The following is an 18,541-nucleotide window of genomic DNA, read 5'->3' on the forward strand; positions in this document are numbered from 1 at the left end:
GCGCTCCTCCTCGCGGGCGAGAGGGCGCGCAGGCGCGGCGAGCGCCTAGCGCGCGAACTCCCGTAAGAGCGCGTCTTCCACTTCCCGAAGCGAAAGGGCCCCGCCTCCCTCGGCGGGACGGGCGACCACGATGCAGCGCGCTCCCACGTCGCGCGCGGAGGCGATCTTCTCGGCCGTGCCGCCTACGGTTCCCGAGTCCTTGGTCACAAGCCACTGGGCGCCCACCTGCCGAAGCATCGCCTCGTTGAGCTCGCGGGTGAAGGGCCCCTGCATGCCGATGACGTGCGACGGCGAAAACCCCGCGTCGATGCACTTCGTTATAGCACCGGGCAGCGGGAGCACACGCACGAAGAAGCGCTCCGCGAAATCGGCGACGCTCGTGTAGGGAGCAAGCTCCTTGCTCCCCGTCGTGAGAAGCGCGCGACCCGGGTTCTCGGAGAGAAAGCGCGCCGCGCAGGCGATCGACGCGACCGACACGACGCCTTTGGGCAGCGCCTCGACCGGGCGCGCAAGGCGCAGGCATCGTACACCCACGGCGAGCGAAGCGGCCCGGATGTTGCCGCTTGCGAGCGTAGCGAAGGGGTGCGTGGCGTCGACGACGATGCGCGCGCCGGAAAGCTCGCGCTCCATGTCGGCCTCGTCGAGCCTGCCCGCATGCACCTCGATGCCCGGAAGCTCGCCCAAAAGTTCGCCTCCGTACTCGGTTGCCGCGTAGGCACGGGCGGGGATGCCCGCCCCGCCCGCCCATTCGCACAGAAGGCGGCCCTCGGTGGTGCCGGCGAAGATGCGCAGCGCCGGCGCGGATGCGGGCGCCGTCACTTCGGGCCGCCTGGGCGCGTGATCTGGTAGAGCAGCGCGTTCAGAATGGCAGCCGCCACGGTCGAGCCGCCCTTGCGACCCCTCGCGACGATGGCCGGCACGCGTCGCGCGAGTAGCTCCTCTTTCGCCTCGACCACGTTCACAAACCCGACCGGCACCCCAACGACGAGAGCGGGCGCGATCTTCCCCGCGTCCATGAGCTCGGCGAGGCGCAGAAGTGCTGTGGGAGCGTTGCCGACGGCCACGATGAGCGGACCCTCGATGCCGCAAGCTTTGTCCATGCTCGCAACGGCGCGAGTCGTGCCCGCGGCGCGCGCAGCCGCGGCGACATCAGGGTCGGCCATGAAGCACACGGCCTTGCAGCCGAGCTTCGCGAGCGCGGGCTTGCTTATGCCTGCGAGCGCCATGTTCGTGTCGGTGAGCACCGTGGCCCCTGCGCGCAGTGCGTCGAGCGCACAGTGCACGGCGTCATGGGTGAACACGAGGGAATCGGCGTACGAGAAGTCGGCAGTGGTATGGATGACGCGCTTCACGACGGGCTCTTCGAACGGCGGGAACGTGCGGCCGCCGAGCTCTTCGGTGATGATCTCGAAGCTGCGCCGCTCGATGTCGCCAGGCGCCATCTCCTTGGAATCCATCTAGTACTCCACTCCTTCTCTTGCACATATCCCCTGAGCGTAGGGGTGTTTCTCGCACCGCATCTCGGTTATGTAATCGGCCTTCTCCACGATCTTGCGGGAAGGCGCGCGCCCGGTGAGCGCTACTTCGACGCCGAGCGCGGACATATCGAGTGCGCGGTCCACGAGCGCCTCGTCGACAAGCCCCTTCGAAAGCGCGTCGAGCGCCTCGTCGAGCACGAGCAGCCCCTCCTGCGCGCCCTCGAGCTCGGCGAGCGCGGAAGCGAGGTTCCCATCGTGCAGCTCGCACGTCGCGGCAAGTTCTACCGACGTCATCGACCAGGTAAACTTGTCCGACACCTTCCCCGCGAACACGGGCACGCCGAAATGCTCAGCGAGCAGGCGCACCTCCCCGCTTTCGCCGTCTTTCAGGAACTGCACGACGACGACGCGGCGGCCTGCAGCGAGCATGCGAAGGGCGAGGCCCATCGCCGCCGTGGTCTTGCCTTTGCCGTCGCCATGATACACGTGGATCATACGCCCTCCTCGATAATGCGGTAGACATACTCCATGTCGAGCGCCCCGCGCACGACGTCGGCCAGGCGGTCAAACTCGCGCGCACGGTGATCGGCCGCGGACGCCGCGCCCGCAGCACCCACGACGCTCTCGGGCAGGCCGCGCATGCGCGCGAGCGAGCGCGCGAGGGCGAGCGCAACCCCCGGTTCGTCGAACAGGCCGTGGAGATAGGTTCCGAACACGTTTCCGCAGGCCGCGCCTTCCGGTTTGCCGCCAATCGTGCCCGCAGGAGCGCAGGAGACGGTCGTTTCGCCGTCGTGAATCTCGTACCCGCGCGCCGTCATGCCGTTCCACACCGAGAACGCGCCTTGGGCGCCCGTGATGCGCAGCTCCGACTGGGCGAGGCGCTTTTCCTCCTTGAACACCGTACTTGCAGGGATGAGCCCGAGCCCGCGCGCGGTGCCAGCGCCTTCCCTGCCGTGCGGGTCGGAAAGCTCGTCTCCCAAAAGCTGGTAGCCTCCGCATATGCCGAGCACCGGCGTGCCCGCGCCCGAAAGCGCGCGTACACAGGCTCCGATGCCGCTAGCCGCAAGCCAGCGCGCGTCGTCGAGCGTAGTCTTCGAGCCGGGAAGCACCACCAGGTCGGGTCGGCCCAGATCGCTCGTCGAGGAAACGTAGCGCACGCCCACGCCGGGCACGCGCGAAAGCGGGTCGAAGTCGGTGAAGTTCGACAGATGCGGAAGACGCACGACGGCGACGTCGATGACGCCGCGCGCCTCGCGGGCAGATAGGCGCGGCGCGAGCGAGTCCTCGTCGTCCAGGTCAAGCGTAAGATACGGCACGACCCCCACGACGGGAACCCCGCACATCTTCTCGAGCGGGACCAAACCCGGGCGCAGGATTTCCACATCGCCGCGGAACTTGTTCACCACAAGCCCCCGCAAAAGCGCGCGGTCCTCGGGCGCAAGGAGCGCGACCGTGCCGTAGAGCTGGGCAAATACCCCGCCCGGGTCGATGTCGCCCGCAAGCAGCACGGGGGAGGACACGGCGTGCGCGAGCCCCATGTTGACGATGTCGTTTTCGGCAAGGTTGATTTCGGCGGGGCTGCCGGCGCCCTCGATGACGATGACGTCGTTATCCTCCGCGAGCGAATCGAACGCCTCCAAAATCTGCGGCATGAGCGCCTTCTTTCGCGCGAAGTAGTCCCTCGCAGCGAAGGCTCCCTGCGCCTTGCCGGCCACGATGAGCTGGCTACGGTGGCCGCTTTCGGGCTTGAGCAGGATGGGGTTCATGCGCACGTCGGGCGCGATGCCGCACGCCTCGGCCTGCATGATCTGGGCGCGCCCCATCTCGAGCCCGTCGGCCGTGACGCCGCTGTTGAGTGCCATGTTCTGGCTCTTGAAGGGAGTCACGCGCAGGCCGTCCTGCGAAAGCACGCGGCACAGCCCCGCCGCGAGCAGGCTCTTCCCCGCGTTCGACATGGTGCCCTGGATCATGATGGGTTTCGCCCTACCCACGGGTATCGACCTCCTTCGCCGAGCCTCGGCCATCCGCGCCCGCCATAGCGCCGCTGCAAGAAGCGCCGCCCCGTTCGTCGGGTTCGCCTTCGCCGGATGCGCCTTCCGCCCGAAGCGCGCGGCTGAACGCCATCGCAAGCCGGGCGTTCTCCTTGCGCGTGCGCACCGCGACGCGGCACCAGAAACGGGACAGTACCGAAAACGAGTCGCACGTGCGGACCAAAACCCCCTGTTTATACAGGCGCTCGGGGATGTCTTTCGCCGGCGTGCGGACTAAAAGGAAGTTCGCATCCGACGGCACGACGGAAAGCCCGAGCGAGGAGAGCTCGCGGGAAAGCCACGCTCGCTCGCCCGCCAATACATCGCGCGTGCGCGAGACGTATTCGACGTCTTCCAGGGCGGCGATGCCCGCGGCCTCGGCGACCGAGGAGACGGGCCACGCCTGCCCCGCCCGGCGAATCCCCTCGATGAGTTGGGTGTTTCCGCTGATCAGATATCCCAACCGCAACCCCGCCATTCCGTAGAGCTTGGTGAACGCGGAGAGCACGGCCACATGGCGCGAACACGCGGCGCGTGCGGCCACGCTCCTTTCGCGGGCGTCGGGCGCAAATCCGAGGAAGCACTCGTCCACGACGAGCAGCGCGCCCACCTGCTCGCAGCGACAAGCCGCGGCATCGATCACGCTGGGGTCGACGAGGCGCCCCGTCGGGTTGTTCGGATTGCAGAGGTACGCCACGTCTCCCGGCCCCTCGATCGCGCGGGCGAAGGAGGCGGGCACGTCGAAGTCGTCCGCTTCGGAGAGCGGGAACTCCTGCACGCATGCGCCGTAGTACGATGCCGCCTCCGCATATTCAGAGAACGTCGGCGCGCACACGACGATGCGTTTCGGGCGCACCGCCGCGGCGAGCCGCCAGATGATGTCGGACGCGCCCGCGCCGCAGACGATAGTATCTTCGGGAGTGCCCTGGGCGCGCGCTAGGGCGCGAACGAGGGCGAGGCTTTCCCTATCGGGGTAGGCGTCGATTCGAGAAAGCGCCTTGCAAGCTGCGGCGAGGGCGCGCGGCGAGGGGCCTGCCGGATTCACGTTCACCGAGAAGTCGATGAGGTTGGAGGCGCCCCCTTCGCAAGCGATGCCGAGCGATTGCGTGCTACCCCCATGCGCACGGGCGCGCAGGATTCCCCCGGCAGCCCGGGGCGCGACGCGGTCTTCCCTCATGCCATCGCCCCCACGGAGAGCACGACCGCCGCACGCGCGGCACCGAAGACGACGAGAGCGCATACGGACGCGGCGAGCATGAGCCTTGTCGCCCGGGCGATGTCGCCCCACTCGATTTCGCGGGACGCGTCGCCTATCGTCGGTTTCTCAACGAGCTTGCCAAAATACACCGCAGGTCCTGCCAGGCGCAGCCCGAGCGAGCCCGCGCACGCTGACTCGGTCTGCGCCGCGTTCGGGCTCGCATGGCGACGCCTGTCGCGGCTCCAGATGCGCGCCGCCCCGCGCGCGTCGAGCCCGACGATCGGGCACACGGCGATCATGATCAGGGCCGATAAGCGCGAGGGGATCCAGTTCACCGCATCGTCGAGGCGCGCCGAGGCGCAGCCGAAGTCGATGTAGCGCTCGTTTTTGTAGCCCACCATGCTGTCGAGCGTGTTCACCGCCTTGTACGCCATACCCAAGGGCGCACCCCCGATCATAAGGTAGAAAAGCGGCGCGATGACGCCGTCGCTCGCGTTCTCCGCCACCGTTTCCACAGCGGCGCGCGCGACGCCCTGCTCGTCGAGAACAGACGTGTCGCGTCCCACGATGAGCCCGACGGCTTCGCGCGCCTCGACAAGTCCGCCCTTCGAGAACGCGCGGGCCACGGCCAGGCTCTGGCGGCGCAGCTCGCATGCCGCGAGAATCTGATAGCTCGCCCATGCCTCGGCCACGAAGCGCAAGCCGGAGTGAACCATGCCGCAAAGATGCAGGATTCCCCAGGTCAAAAGCCCACACGCAAGCGGAAGCGCCACGGCAAGCACAAGCCCTGCGGCGCGCGTGCCCGCGGACGTTTGCGGGAATGCGCCCCGCAGGCGGCCTTCGGCCCACGTGATCGCGCGCCCCATGGCGACGACGGGATGGGGAAGCCAGCGCGGGTCGCCGAAGGCAAGGTCGGCCGCGAACCCGGCGGCGACGGCAAGAATCGTCATCACCGGGCATCGCCCCCCGAAGCGGGGCGAACGTCGCGAAGGCAGCGCCCATCCCAAGTGGCGGCCCATGCGCCGCCCGGCTCGGTATGCACGTCGAAGTATCCCATTTTCGGGACAGCTAGCTCGGAGAGCAGCGCTTTCACGGTACCCGCGTGAACGACGAAGACGGCGCGCCCACTCCCCTGGGCGCGCTCCGATTCGCACGCCTCCCGAAACGCCGCGATGACGCGGCGGGTGAAATCGCTCTTGCCCTCGCCATGCGGGCAGCGCGTCTCGCACCAGGAGTCTACCCAGGCGCGATAGCGCGCATCCTCTTTAAGCTCGGCGGCGCTTCGCCCCTCGAAGTCGCCGAAATCCATCTCGCGCAGACCGGGGCACGCCATAAGCTCCGCGTTCGGGAAGAGGATGCGCGCCGTCTGGTCGGTGCGGGCCATGCCGCTCGTGATAACACGGAACACGTCACGATCGCACGCGAGGTCGCGCAAAGCGCGCTCGCCCGCACTCGACAGGGGCTCGTCGGTGCCCGCCCCGCTGTAGCGATGGTCTTCCGTGCCCGCCGTGGCACCATGGCGCACGAAGACGACTTCCAAAGGCGCACCCGCGCCCTGCGTCCCTCGAGGTGCATCGGCAAGGTTTCCTTTGATGACCTGGGGAATCCCGCACGTCATGCGCACGACGACGTCGGCGCGCGCAGCGAGCGCGCATCCCAGGCGCCCCGCGCGCTCGCGCCATTGGGCGTCTTCCGCACTCATGGGGACGACCCCCGAGCCGACCAAGGGCAGAATCACTGCGTCTAAGCCGATCAGCCGCTCGAGCGCCCGGTCAGCGTCGAGCGCGCGTACGAGTTCCTCAGCACGGTAAGCGACACGGCCGGCAAAAGCCGCGGGCACGCCGCCCTCCGCAAACTGCGCCGCGTCGACGAAATCGTCCGCCGCGAACCCGAGCTTTTCGCGCACGAAGGTCCTCTTCCCCGAATGCGCGCCACCTACCACGAGCATCATAGGAGCATGCCCCCCGCCACCAGCATGGCAAGCATCGCGAGCTCGGCCCATTGCAGAAACCATCCGGCCAAATCCCCCGTCACTCCGCCGAAGCGGGACAGAGCAACATGGCGGTACCACGCGAGCGCCAAAAGCCCCGCCACCGCCATAAGGGCGCCGACGGCCTGAGCGCACGCGACCATCCCTGCAGCCGAAGCCGCAGTGAAAGCGCAAAGCGGCACAACGATCGCCGCGCGCTTCTTCGCAGGCGAGAGCCCCGCGGCCATGCCGTCCGCCCGCGCGGCAGACCAGCATTCAACGGCGAGCCCCGAAAGCGAGCGGGAGAACACGAGCGAGCACAGAAGTGCGAGGAACGCCCCCGCCGTAAGCGGCAGCGCGGTGAAAAGGGAAAACTGCAGAATAAGGTACACAACAACACCGATGACCCCGAAGGCGCCCGCCCGCGGGTCGTGCATGATCTCGAGCTTTCGCTCGCGCGGGGCCCAACTTGCAAGCGCATCGGAGGTGTCGCAGAGCCCGTCTAGGTGGATGCCTCCCGTCACCGCCACAGGCAGCGCCACGAGCACGGCCGCGACGATGGTCGCGGGCACGCCGAGCAGGTTCGCCACGTACCCCCACGCCGTCATGAGGAAGCCTTCCGCAAGGCCCACCAGGGGAAACGCGGCAAGCGCATGGGTTGACCCGAAATCGGTCCAGGCCGATTTCGGAACGGGGATACGCGAGAACGTTCCGAACGCCGCGCCGATTGCCTCTACTATCTTCACCTTGTAGGTCCTTCGCCTTTCATCCACACGGGAATCCCGCATACCACTTCGACTGCGCGGTCGGCCAGCGCCGCCACACCCGCGTTCACGCGCGCGAGCGCGCGCCTCCATGCCTCGGTCCCTTCATCGTAGCGCATCCCATCGGCGAACACGTCGACGGTGACCACCACCGTATACGCAGCGGCCTGAGCGAGCCGTTCAATGCCTCCGAGCACCTCGCGCGCCACAGCGTCAGGGTCACGCGGGGACAAGCCGCCTTCCGCGAAGAGCTCGTTCGCAACCAGGTTGCCCACGTCCTCCAAAAGAAGCGTGCAGCCGCGCGGAAGCCCGGGCACTGCGGCGCCCACGTCACGCGTGCACTCGAGGGTAGAAAACCCCTTGCCCTCGCGCAGCGCCCGATGGCGCGCGATACGGCGGGCGCCATCTTCCCCGAAGGGCTCCATCGTTGCGAGGTACACGCCGGGGCCGTCGTGCCCGAGGCACAGGGACTCGGCGTAGGCGCTCTTGCCGCTCGCGGCGGCGCCGATGACGAGCGTCACCGTCATTTCCCGGCCTCGAAATGCTCGTAAGCAGCCATGCCAGTCGCCGTGAACGTCTTCCCATCCCGGTACACGCGCAGCGCCGAATCCAGAAGGGGCAGATACGCCATGGCGCCCGCGCCCTCGCCCAAGTGCATGCCTGCGTCGAGGGGCGCCTTTATGCCGAGCTCGCGAAGGAGCTCGTGGCTTGCGGGTTCGCTTGATGCGTGGGTGCCCACGAGGTAGCCCAAGGCGTTGGGGCACAGGCGCACCGCGCACAGGGCCGCCGTGCAGGATATAACCCCATCGAGGAGCGCCGGCGCCTTCGAGGCCGCGGCCCCCAGGTAGAAGCCGCACATCGCCGCGATGTCGAAGCCGCCCACCTTCGAGAGCACGTCGATCGGGTCGGCGGGATCGGGCGAGTTCGCGTCGATAGCGCGCTCGACCACGTCGCGCTTGCGCGCGAGCGAGGCGTCCGAGAGCCCCGCGCCGCGCCCGACGAGGCTCCGCACGTCCGCCCGGATGAGCACTGCGGCCACCGCCGCCGAGGTGGTCGTGTTGCCGATGCCCATCTCGCCCGCGGCGAGAAGGCGCACGCCGGCGCGGACAAGCCCGCACGCGACGGCGATTCCGACCTCGATCGCGCGCACGGCCCCATCGCGAGACATAGCGGAGCCGTGAGCGATGTTGCCGCTCCCCCGCCGCACGTTCGCGCGCACCATGCGCGCGTCTTCTATGCCCCGGGCCATACCCACGTCGACGGGCACGACCTCGGCACCCGCGAACGCCGCCATGCGGCAGGCGCTCGCGGCCCCCTCGCACATGTTACGCGCGACGGCTCGCGTCACGTCTTGTCCGCTTTGCGACACGCCTTCGGCAACGACCCCGTTGTCGGAGAAGAATACCGCGAGCGCACGAGGAAACTCGGCCACCTCGGCGCTCCCCTGAGCTGCGGCGATACACGCGACGGCGTCTTCAAAGTCGCCCAATCCCCCCAAGGGGTGCGCAATGGAATCCCACGCGGCGTACGCGGCGGCGCGGGCGCACTCGTCTGCGGGCGCGATCCGGGAAAGCGCGGCTTCGAGCACGGCGCCCGGCGCCGACGAGAACGCGCGCTCGACTTCCTCGCGGATGCAGGCAAGCGCGGTTTCGGTTGCTTCAGCCATGCCGTCTCCTCTCTGCGAACGACGCTGCGGCAGACGCGAACGCGCGCGCAACGTCGGGGTTAGCAGGATAGTACACATGCGGGAAGCCAGCCGCCAGGGACGGGGTGGTCGTCATGCACGGCCAGCCCTTGTCGCGCCGGGGCTTCTGCGCCCAAAAGTCGCCGCCCGGGCAGGTGGACTGCCAGTAGTGGAACTCGTGCGCGCGGATGCGTGTGCCGCGCGGCCCGTAGAGCCCGTCGCGTTGGGAAGTGAGCTCCACGTACCCGAAATGGGACAGCCTTCCCCCGTTCTCGCTTGCGCCCTCAAGGGCGCCCGCAACAGGCCAGCGCCACCCCTCGCTATCGGCGATTTCGCGCTGCAGGTACAGAAACCCACCGCATTCGGCGACCGTCGGCATGCCGGATTCCACCGCGCGCCGCACCGCCTCGCGCATCGACACGTTCTCGGAGAGCTGCCGCGCATGGAGTTCCGGGTAGCCGCCCCCCAGATAGAGGGCGCTTGTCCCCCGGGGCAACTCGCTATCACACAGGGGGCTGAAAAAGGCCAGCTCGCAACCCAGGTCCTCGAGCGCGCGCAGATTCTCCTCGTAATAGAACGAGAACGCCTCGTCACGCGCGACGGCGACGATGGGCCGCGCTCCCGCGATCGGCTCCAACCGGTAAGGTTCCTCGCGGATATCGGGTGCCGTCGCCGCTATTTCGAGCAAGCGGTCGACGTCGATGCTCTTTTCCACCAGCTCGGCCATCTTGTCGATGCGCGCGGAGAGCTGCTCGACCTCGTCGGCGGTCACAAGCCCCAGATGCCGGCTTTCGAGCGAGAACGCCTCGTCGGCGGGGATATTCCCCAAAACCGCGACGCCCGTGTGCTTCTCGATCGCAGGCGCCGCGTAGGCGCAGGCAGCGGCGCTCATCTTGTTCAGCACGACGCCGCGCACGTTCGCACAAGGCAGGAACTCGGCGATGCCGCGGATTACAGCGGCGAGCGATAAAGACGCCCCGCGCCCGTTCACCACTAAAACGACCGGCGTTTCCGTGTCGCGCGCAACCTGGTAGCTGCTCGCGTCGGCCACGCCGGGCGCCATGCCGTCGTAGAAGCCCATAACCCCCTCGAGCACCGCGACATCCGCGCCCGCGGCGCCGCGTGCGAGCAGGGCGCGCAGCGTCGGGGCGTCGGTGAAGAAGCCGTCTAAATTGCCCGAGCGCGCACCCACGACGCGGCGATGAAAGAGCGGGTCAATGTAGTCGGGGCCGCATTTGAAGGCCGCGCATGCAATGCCGCGGCGCGCGAGCGCGCGCAGGAGCGCGCACGTTACGACCGTCTTGCCGCTCCCGCTCGAGGGCGCAGCGACCATGAAGCGCGGGATGGACGTGCTCACCGGGCGCCGCCTTCCCCACCTGCGGCGCTGCAGTTAGCAAGCGAGACCACCTCAACGGATGGGTTCCCCTCGACAGAGAGGTCCTCCCCGACAGGCGACTCAGCAAGCGCGCCGACTTCGGCAAGCTCCTCGGCATCCGCGCCCGCACCACGCGCGCTGACGAGGAACACGGGGTTTTGCGCCTTCATAAGATGGTGCGAGCCTACAGCCTCGGCACGGGCGACCGACACCTGGCACGCCTCGAACCCCTTAAAGCGCGAACCCGAGAGAAGCGCGCACGCCTCGGTGAGCGTCTCAACGGTGACGCATGGCACGCACAGGCGAACCTGCGAGTTCTTCTCGAGCGCCGCCTCCACGATGGAGGGAAGCTCGCCCGCGCTCCCGCCGACGAACACGGCGTCGGGGACGGGCAGTTTCGCGAGCGCTTCGGGGGCGACACCGGGGACCGCATGCACGTTGCCGCACCCGAATGCATCCGCGTTCTCTCGGATGAGCCGCACGCCGGCCGCGTTGCGCTCGACCGCCCATACCGACCCCGCTCGCGCGACGAGCGCCGCCTCGATCGAAACGCTCCCCGTACCGGCGCCGACATCCCACACGGTGTCGGTCGCGGTAAGGCGCAGCTTCGCGAGCGCGACGGCGCGCACCTCCTGCTTGGTCATGGGAACGTCACCGCGGATGAAGAGCTCGTCGGGAATGCCCGAGGAAGCGTACGGCCAGCGGGAGCTCGCGGCGCGGAATGCGCCCGCAGAGTCCGCCGCGAAAGAAGCCGCCGCGGGCGCAGACGCGCCGGCCGGCGCCTCGGAGGCTGCGCTAGAGCCCGCAGGCGACCCGGCGCAGCCTGCGAACTCGATAAGCATCACGTTCAAGTCGTCGAACGTCTGACCTGCGATTTCACTTGCGGTCGCGCAGGTGATGCGCTCGTCGGGGTACGACAGGCGCTCGGCCACCGTCACGCGCGCGTCCCCGAAGCCCGCCTGCACAAGCTCGCCCGAAAGCCGCGAGGGGTCTTCCCCGCCCGACGTGGCGAGGAAGAGCTCACCTGCGCGCTCGGCCTCGGCCACGATGTCGCACGCCACGCCGTGAGCGCTCGCGAAGCGCCAATCCTGCCATGGACGCGCGAGGCGCGCGGCGAGATACGACGCTGAGCTTATGCCGGGAATGACGCGCACGTCCACCTGCGCGTCGCCGGAGAGCGCCTCCACCAGGCGGCGCGCGCCGCTGAACAGCCCCACATCACCCGTCATCACGACCACGGCGCGCTGCCACGACGCCGCATCGGTGAGAGCGGCGACGATGTCCGCCGTCTTCACGAGCTCGCATCTCACCACGTCGGGCGGCACGTCGATGCCGACAAGCGCGCGATGAGCGCCGATGACCACGTCGGCGATGTCGATCACGTCGAGCGCCGCGCGCGAGAGCAAGTCGGGGTTTCCGGGCCCCGCCCCGATGATCGTTACCTTTCGCATGGAATCTCCCGATACCCGCGCGGCGTGACCATACGGCCGCCTACGCGCTTCGTGTCCGCGTTGCCGACGAACACGGTGGTGAACATGTCGGCGTCGAACTCCCCCAGCTCGGAGAGCCTGCACATGCCCGACTGCTGCCCCTCGCGCCCGATGTTGCGTACCCAGCCGCAGAGCGTGTCGGGGGCCTTCCATTCGAGCATAATCTTCGCCGCGCGCGAGAGCCTGTCGGCGCGCTTTCTGCTGCGCGGGTTGTACAAACAGATGCAGAAGTCGGCGCTCGCCACGGCGGCGAGCCTGCGCTCGATGACCTCCCACGGCGTGAGCAGGTCGGAGAGCGACACGACCGCGAAGTCGTGGGCAAGCGGGGCGCCGAGCACCGCCGACCCGCTCTGAGCCGCGGTGGCCCCGGCGATAACTTCCACGTCTACATCGGGGTAGTCCTCAGCAAGCTCCAGCACGGGGCTCGCCATGCCGTACACGCCCGCGTCACCGCTGCACACAAGCGCCACGGCTTCTCCGCTCTGCGCGCGCGAAAGCGCCAGGCGGCACCGTTCGACCTCGTGCATCATCGGCGTCGCGAGATGCGCCGCGTCGGGCACGGCGGCGAGCGCGAGCTCCACGTATTTCGTGTACCCCACAACGATGTCGGCCGCCTCGAGCGCGCGCCGAGCCGCAATCGTCATGCCGTCGGGGCCGCCCGGGCCGATCCCCACCACGAAGAGCTTTCCCATCACAGCTCCTTAAACGAAAGTTCGATAGTTACCTTGGAAAACGCGACGGTCACGCCGCCGTGAGCGAGCTTCGGGAAGATAAGTTTGCCCCCGTCCGCGAGCGCCGCGCGCTCGCACACGTTGTCGACCCCCACCGTCGCGCGCACGAAATCAGATGGTGAAACGCTGCCTTCGACCTGCGACAACTCCTCTACGGAATACGTCACAAGCGGGATATTGCGCGCGCGACAGAAGGCGAGCAGACCCTCCTCGTGCGCCTTCACGTCGATCGTCGCCGCCTCGCGCACGGCCGAAGGCGAGATACCCGCCTGCCCGCACGCGAGAAGAAACGTCTCCCCGATCGCTTCGGCGCACGCACCGCGACGGCACCCTATGCCCGCAACGATGCAGGGCACGACAAGGCGAAGCGGGTCGGGCGCAGACGTCTGCGCCCGCACGCCCGCCGGCTTCCCCGTCTCACCGGCGGGCACGACCTCGCCCGTTGTCTCCGCCGCGCGAACGGACGCACCTGCATTCGCGCCAGCGAACGGCGACACGACAATATCGGCCCGAGCGCGGTCGGACGCAATGTCAACCCCCTCAGGCAGCTGTCCCGAAATCGGCATGTCGGAATAGAGCGCCACGCGCCCGCCCGAAAGCAGCCGCGCCGACACTCGCTTGATGGCCTCGGGATTCGAAACGGCGAGCCCCGCACAGCGAGCCCACGTATCCACCGCCCACACGCCGCGGACGTCGGTCGCCGTGGTGATGACGGGGATGGCCCCTGCCGCGCGTGCCACAGTTTGCGCAAGCTCGTTCGCACCGCCCAAATGCCCCGACAAAAGCGGGACGGCAAAGCGCCCCGCCTCGTCGATCGCCACAACCGCGGAATCGCTTGCCTTCGAGGCGACATGCGGCGCGATCGCCCGCACGGCGATGCCCGCCGCGCCCACGAACAGAAGCGCGTCCGACGCTTCCCACGCGAGCGCCGTCCATGCGCGCAGGTCGGCCTTCCCCTCGCCGAACCCGCGCGAAACGGAAACGTCCCAGCCAGGGTCATCTTCACCTGTCTGCGCGCAATCGGAAAGCGCGCGTGCGGTGCGCTCCGCCAACGCATACCCCCTCTCAGTGAACGCTATGCAGGAAACCCTCATCTAGCGCACCACCATCGTCGAGAAGTAGCTGCCCCGATCGGGCACATCGTCGAGCGAGCAGTACACGCGCTCGCCCGGAAGCCCACAGTCCTCTACGAGCTCGGCACCGTCGAAGGCGCCCTCCTCGCGAAGGATGCGCTTCGTGTCCGCAAGCGAGCGGCGCGCCTTCATGACCACCTTCGCCCCCGGCCAGCCGATTGCGCGGCGCACGTCGTCGTAGCCGCCGGGCACGATGTGCAGAGGCGACGACATCTCGGGCGTGAGGTCGCGCTCGAGCGCCGCGGCGACCGCGCAGAAGCTCGGCACGCCGGGAATAGCGCGCGCCTCGAACCCGCGGGCGCGCACGTCGGGCGCTATGCGCTGGAATGTGGCGTAGATGCTCGGGTCCCCCAGGTTCAGCAGCGCGACGTCGCGGACAGCATCCAGGTGCGCGACAAGCTCGCGAACAAGCGAGGCATGCTCGGCCGCGCGGCGCTCGACGTCGCGCGTCATCGAGAATCGCACGGGGATCACCGTCTTGCCTGTAAGGTCGACGGCACCGCGTACGATGTCGAGCGCGACCATGGCCCCGTCCGCCGTCTGCGGTGCGGCGATGACCGGACACGATTCGATTGTGCGGACGGCCTTGATCGTGAGCAGCTCGGGGTCGCCAGGCCCCGTGCCCACCCCGTACAGCACGCCTTTACTCATACGTCGCCCCCAATTCCCCGATAACTGCATCGGCGCCCGACGTGCGGAAAAGCTCGCGGCGCTCGGCGTCGAACACGACCGCGGCGATGTCGCATCCGCCCGCCGCGCGGCGGCGCAACCTGTCCTCGATTGCCACAGCGAGCGAGGCGCGCGCAGCGTCCCCCACGCCGGCGGCCTCGATTACCTCAAGCGCCGCCGTGGTCGTGACCGACGACATGATATCGCGCACGGTCTTCGCGCCAGCGCCGGCCAAGGCCGCGTGGGCGGCCAGAATCTCCGCGCGGCAGTCGGCGGTACACGAATGGGTGTCCATGATGCCGCCCGCAACCTTCACCAGCTTGCCGATGTGTCCCACAAGAAGGACATTGGTAAATCCCTCGCGAACGCAGCAATCAATCGCATCGCCCACGAAGTTGGAGATGAAGACCACCGGCGCACCGTTTAGGTGGAAATGCCCCGAGATGAACTGCCCGCCGTAGTTGCCGGGCGTGAGCACGACTCCGCGCCGCCCCATAGCCGCATGCTGCCGGATCTCGAGCTCGATGCTGTCGCGCAAGGCAGCAAGGCTGCGCGGCTCGACGATGCCCGTCGTGCCCAGGATGGAAATGCCGTCCTCTATCCCCAGGTGCGGGTTGAAGGTCTTTTCGGCAAGGGCAACACCCTCGGGTACCGAAATCGTCACAGCAATATTTCCAGAAAAGCCGTGCGCGGCACACACCTCGCGCACCGCCGAAGTGATCATCGCGCGCGGCGTCGCGTTGATGGCGGCCGCCCCCACCGGCTGCTCGAGCCCGGGCAACGTCACGCGCCCCACGCCCACGCCGCCATCGACGGAAACTTCCGATTCGCGCGCGGGCACGCCCTTGCTGCCCGCAGCGCCCGTGCCCGACCCCGCATGTTCCACGCGCGCGTACACGAGCACGCCGTCGGTCACATCTGCATCGTCGCCTGCGTCCTTTCGCACGGCGCACTGGGCGCACCCCTCGCCGATACATGCGTCGACCACGTTCGCCTCGACGGGCAGCCCGCCGGGGGTGACGATCGACACGCGGCCGACGGGCTTTCGTGACAAAAGCATCTCGCAGGCCGCCTTCGCCGCAAGCGCGGCGCAACTCCCCGTGGTGTAGCCGCAGCGCAGGCGGGTCGTCCCGGTATATATGTAGTGCTCGAAGGCCACGCTAGCTGCTCGCCTTCCGATACCCCGTGGCAAACGAAGGGTCGTAAAGCTTGCTGCGCTCGTACGACTCCGCTTGCGCGCCGTTGTGCGCAAGCCCACCGCGAACTCCGAGCACGCGGCCCACCACCACGAGCGCCGTGCGGTCGATGCCCTCTCGCGCGCCCGCATCAGCGAGCGTGCCCACTGTGCATCGCACCACGCGCTCCTCAGGCCAGGTCGCCTTGTACACGAGCGCCGCCGGCTCGTCGGAGCTGCGGCCCGCGGCCAAAAGCTCGGCGGAAAGCTCGGCGAGCATACCCGAGCTCAGGAAGATGACCATAGTCGAGCCGCTTTCCGCCATGGTGCGCATGCCCTCGCCCGCGGGCATGGGGGTGCGCCCGGAAAGCCGCGTGATCACGACCGACTGGCTGATTCCCGGCAGCGTGTATTCCTGGCGAAGCGCCGCCGCGGCACCGCAAAAGCTCGACACGCCGGGCACCACCTCGTAGACCACGCCGCGCGCGTCGAGCGCGTCCATCTGCTCCTGGATGGCGCCGTACAGGCACGGGTCGCCCGTGTGCAGGCGCACCACTTCCTCGCCCCGCGCATCCGCCGCGCACATCACGTCGAGCACTTCCTCCAAGGTCATGTGCGCGCTGTCGTAGACGACGCAGGATTCCTTGCACTCGGCGAGCAGCTCGGGGTTCACAAGGCTCCCCGCCCAAACGACCACGTCGGCCGCGCGTAGAAGACGCGCCCCGCGCAGCGTGATAAGGTCGGCGGCGCCCGAACCTGCGCCAACGATATGAATCATCCGAGCCTTCCCTTCCCGTTTCTCATCGCAACCGTTTACGCCGCCATTCGCGCAGCGGGCAAAACACGGCGCCTGCGGCAGCAATCGGCGCAAATACGCAGGCAGGAGGCGCAATGCCGCCCGCGCTGGCTTTGACACGTTCACAAGTGCCCACTATCATAGTAAAAGTTTCGGCAACGAGCATATGACAATCGGATAAAAGGAAATGACCGGCGCGGCGCCTGCACAGCCCGCGCTGGCTTGCGGAGGGAACCAGGTGGGAATCCTGGGCAAGGGACATTACTGTATAGGACGCGCGGGCGAACCGCCTCGCGCCCCAAGCCTGACTGCTTCGCCTTTTCCTCACGGCATCGCCGTGGCGTTAGCTCCTTGTGAACCCCGAGGGGTGCGCTTTTCTTTCGCTTGTGCCGACAAGCAACTGTCGCCGGGGGACCGGCAAACCGAGGAAAGGAAAAACCATGTCCGACCAGATGTCACGCCGCGGCTTCATGGGCGCCGCAGCAACCGGAGCCGTCGCGCTCGCCGGAGTCGCGCTCGCGGGCTGCTCCAACACCTCCGCGAGTTCCGAGAAATCTAGTGAAAAGGAGAAGGCCGCGAAGCCGGTCATCCTCGTCACGAGCTTCGGCACGAGCTACAACGACTCGCGCCACATCACCATCGGCGCCATCGAAGACGCTATCCGCGAGAAGTACTGGCAGGACTACGACATCCGCCGCGCCTTCACCGCGCAGATCATCATCGACAAGCTGAAGAAGCGCGACGGCATCACGATCGACAACATGACCGAGGCGCTTGACCGCTGCGTGGAAGACGGCGTGAAGGAAATCGTCGTGCAGCCGACGCATCTCATGGCTGGCCTGGAATACGCCGACGTGAAAGACGAGCTCGACAAGTACGCCGACAAGTTCGACAAGATCTCGCTCGGCGACCCGCTGCTCACCTCCGACGACGACTACAAAAAGGTGGCCGCAGCCATTAAGGAGAACATGGCGTCCTTCGACGACGGCGAGACGGCGCTGTGCCTCATGGGCCACGGCACCGAAGCCGATTCCAACGCCGACTATGCCAAGATGCAGGAAGTGTTCAAGAACGAGGGTTTGACGCAGTTCTTCGTCGGCACCGTCGAGGCTGAACCGACCTGCGAGGATGTTATCGCCGCCGCGAGCGCCGCAGGCTACAAGAAGGCCGTGCTCGCGCCGTTCATGGTGGTCGCGGGCGACCACGCGAACAACGACATGGCAGACGAGACCGACCCCGACAGCTGGGCTGCGAAGTTCGTGGCCGCCGGCTTCGAAGTGACGTGCCTGCTCCAGGGTCTGGGACAGAACGTCGCGGTCGACGACATCTACGTCTCGCACGTGGACGACGCCATCGCCAAGCTGTAAACTCGCCGCGCACGGGGGCGCCGGTCGCGTCCCCGTGCAACGGGCATGCGCCTTTCCCCGACTGACGACGCATGCCCGTTGCATTCGCATCCCGACCGCCCACCGCACGGCACGGGCGGTCGAAGCGATTGAAAGGAACCCCCTCCATGTTGAAGAAAACCCTCGTCTTCGCCCTGACGGCGGCGCTTTGCGCGTTCTCGCTCGCCGGCTGCGCCGGAAATTCAATCGACAGCGCAAAGGCAAGCGATGCCGATTCCCAGGAAAAGACCGAACAGGCGGCCGATGCGCCCGCGGGCGCAAGCGCTGCCCCCATCACCGCCGACAAGGTGGCCGACGGCACCTATCCAATCACCGTAGATTCCAGCTCGAACATGTTCAGGATCGTGGACGCCCAGCTCATCGTGGAAAACGGCTCCATGCGCTGCGTGATGACGCTTTCCGGCACGGGCTACGGCAAGCTCTTCATGGGCACGGGCGACGAGGCTGCCGCCGCGAGCGAGGCCGACTTCATCCCCTATGTGGAAAACGCGGAAGGCAAGTACACCTACGACGTGCCCGTTGATGCGCTCGACGAGGACACCGCCTGTGCCGCGTGGAGTATTAGAAAAGAGCAGTGGTACGACCGCACACTTGTGTTCGAATCCGCCGGCGTCGATCTGCGCGCCGACGCACTGAAGTAACGC

The 18,541-nt window shown here is 67.8% G+C and carries 19 protein-coding genes; 2 read left to right on the forward strand and 17 right to left on the reverse strand.

Translation table 11 applies throughout. The features are described 5' to 3' along the window. Positions 1-45: 45 nt before the first annotated feature. Genes cobK through cobM form a run of 17 tightly spaced genes read right to left on the reverse strand, consistent with a single transcriptional unit; the run spans position 46 to position 16,473 of the window. Positions 46-819, reverse strand: coding sequence for a precorrin-6A reductase (gene cobK, locus DWV43_RS00195; protein ID WP_117816741.1), 774 nt, complete (start codon positions 817-819; stop codon positions 46-48). Continuing rightward, on the reverse strand, positions 816-1,457 hold the full coding sequence (locus DWV43_RS10230; protein ID WP_199569286.1) for a precorrin-8X methylmutase: 642 nt from the start codon (positions 1,455-1,457) through the stop codon (positions 816-818). Before DWV43_RS10230 ends, cobK begins: the two co-directional genes overlap by 4 nt. After that, a complete protein-coding gene (locus DWV43_RS10235; protein ID WP_199569288.1) occupies positions 1,458-1,973 on the reverse strand; it encodes a cob(I)yrinic acid a,c-diamide adenosyltransferase in 516 nt (171 codons plus the stop codon). Then, positions 1,970-3,469 (reverse strand): cobyric acid synthase, encoded by a 1,500-nt coding sequence (locus DWV43_RS00205; protein WP_233539162.1) that lies wholly within the window; start codon positions 3,467-3,469, stop codon positions 1,970-1,972. Before DWV43_RS00205 ends, DWV43_RS10235 begins: the two co-directional genes overlap by 4 nt. Further along, complete coding sequence (locus DWV43_RS00210; protein WP_158569796.1) at positions 3,462-4,685, reverse strand: histidinol-phosphate transaminase; 1,224 nt, start codon at positions 4,683-4,685, stop codon at positions 3,462-3,464. The genes DWV43_RS00205 and DWV43_RS00210 overlap by 8 nt, the downstream gene beginning before the upstream one ends. Next, positions 4,682-5,656 (reverse strand): adenosylcobinamide-phosphate synthase CbiB, encoded by a 975-nt coding sequence (gene cbiB, locus DWV43_RS00215; protein ID WP_117816744.1) that lies wholly within the window; start codon positions 5,654-5,656, stop codon positions 4,682-4,684. Before cbiB ends, DWV43_RS00210 begins: the two co-directional genes overlap by 4 nt. Next, positions 5,656-6,720 carry a histidine phosphatase family protein gene (locus DWV43_RS00220; RefSeq protein ID WP_233539163.1) on the reverse strand — a complete coding sequence of 355 codons (1,065 nt, stop codon included), beginning with the start codon at positions 6,718-6,720 and terminating at the stop codon, positions 5,656-5,658. Before DWV43_RS00220 ends, cbiB begins: the two co-directional genes overlap by 1 nt. Beyond that, positions 6,654-7,532, reverse strand: a complete 879-nt coding sequence (locus tag DWV43_RS00225; protein ID WP_117816746.1) for an adenosylcobinamide-GDP ribazoletransferase — start codon at positions 7,530-7,532, stop codon at positions 6,654-6,656. Before DWV43_RS00225 ends, DWV43_RS00220 begins: the two co-directional genes overlap by 67 nt. Continuing rightward, on the reverse strand, positions 7,418-7,966 hold the full coding sequence (locus DWV43_RS00230) for a bifunctional adenosylcobinamide kinase/adenosylcobinamide-phosphate guanylyltransferase (protein ID WP_117816747.1): 549 nt from the start codon (positions 7,964-7,966) through the stop codon (positions 7,418-7,420). The genes DWV43_RS00225 and DWV43_RS00230 overlap by 115 nt, the downstream gene beginning before the upstream one ends. After that, entirely contained in the window at positions 7,963-9,105 is a 1,143-nt protein-coding gene (gene cobT, locus DWV43_RS00235; protein WP_117776481.1) for a nicotinate-nucleotide--dimethylbenzimidazole phosphoribosyltransferase, read from the reverse strand. The genes DWV43_RS00230 and cobT overlap by 4 nt, the downstream gene beginning before the upstream one ends. Next, complete coding sequence (locus tag DWV43_RS00240; RefSeq protein WP_233539165.1) at positions 9,098-10,480, reverse strand: cobyrinate a,c-diamide synthase; 1,383 nt, start codon at positions 10,478-10,480, stop codon at positions 9,098-9,100. The genes cobT and DWV43_RS00240 overlap by 8 nt, the downstream gene beginning before the upstream one ends. Further along, entirely contained in the window at positions 10,477-11,949 is a 1,473-nt protein-coding gene (gene cbiE / locus DWV43_RS00245) for a precorrin-6y C5,15-methyltransferase (decarboxylating) subunit CbiE (protein WP_117816748.1), read from the reverse strand. Before cbiE ends, DWV43_RS00240 begins: the two co-directional genes overlap by 4 nt. After that, complete coding sequence (gene cobJ / locus DWV43_RS00250; RefSeq protein WP_042435525.1) at positions 11,937-12,680, reverse strand: precorrin-3B C(17)-methyltransferase; 744 nt, start codon at positions 12,678-12,680, stop codon at positions 11,937-11,939. Before cobJ ends, cbiE begins: the two co-directional genes overlap by 13 nt. Further along, positions 12,680-13,771, reverse strand: coding sequence for a cobalt-precorrin 5A hydrolase (locus DWV43_RS00255; RefSeq protein ID WP_233539166.1), 1,092 nt, complete (start codon positions 13,769-13,771; stop codon positions 12,680-12,682). The genes cobJ and DWV43_RS00255 overlap by 1 nt, the downstream gene beginning before the upstream one ends. 42 nt (positions 13,772-13,813) lie before the next feature. Then, a complete protein-coding gene (cobI, locus tag DWV43_RS00260) occupies positions 13,814-14,503 on the reverse strand; it encodes a precorrin-2 C(20)-methyltransferase (protein ID WP_117757225.1) in 690 nt (229 codons plus the stop codon). After that, complete coding sequence (gene cbiD, locus DWV43_RS00265; RefSeq protein ID WP_233539167.1) at positions 14,496-15,680, reverse strand: cobalt-precorrin-5B (C(1))-methyltransferase CbiD; 1,185 nt, start codon at positions 15,678-15,680, stop codon at positions 14,496-14,498. The genes cobI and cbiD overlap by 8 nt, the downstream gene beginning before the upstream one ends. A gap of 1 nt (position 15,681) precedes the next feature. Further along, positions 15,682-16,473, reverse strand: coding sequence for a precorrin-4 C(11)-methyltransferase (gene cobM / locus DWV43_RS00270; protein ID WP_117806197.1), 792 nt, complete (start codon positions 16,471-16,473; stop codon positions 15,682-15,684). A gap of 458 nt (positions 16,474-16,931) precedes the next feature. Here cobM and DWV43_RS00275 point away from each other — a divergent pair, with 458 nt between their 5' ends. Together DWV43_RS00275 and DWV43_RS00280 are read left to right on the forward strand one after the other, a co-directional pair. Beyond that, positions 16,932-17,858 carry a sirohydrochlorin cobaltochelatase gene (locus tag DWV43_RS00275; RefSeq protein WP_117583469.1) on the forward strand — a complete coding sequence of 309 codons (927 nt, stop codon included), beginning with the start codon at positions 16,932-16,934 and terminating at the stop codon, positions 17,856-17,858. Positions 17,859-18,004: 146 nt separating this feature from the next. Further along, entirely contained in the window at positions 18,005-18,538 is a 534-nt protein-coding gene (locus DWV43_RS00280; RefSeq protein ID WP_117816750.1) for a hypothetical protein, read from the forward strand. The last annotated feature ends 3 nt before the right edge of the window (positions 18,539-18,541 follow it).

The sequence above is a fragment of the Collinsella sp. AF05-9 genome, assembly GCF_003465595.1.
Lineage (GTDB): Bacteria > Actinomycetota > Coriobacteriia > Coriobacteriales > Coriobacteriaceae > Collinsella.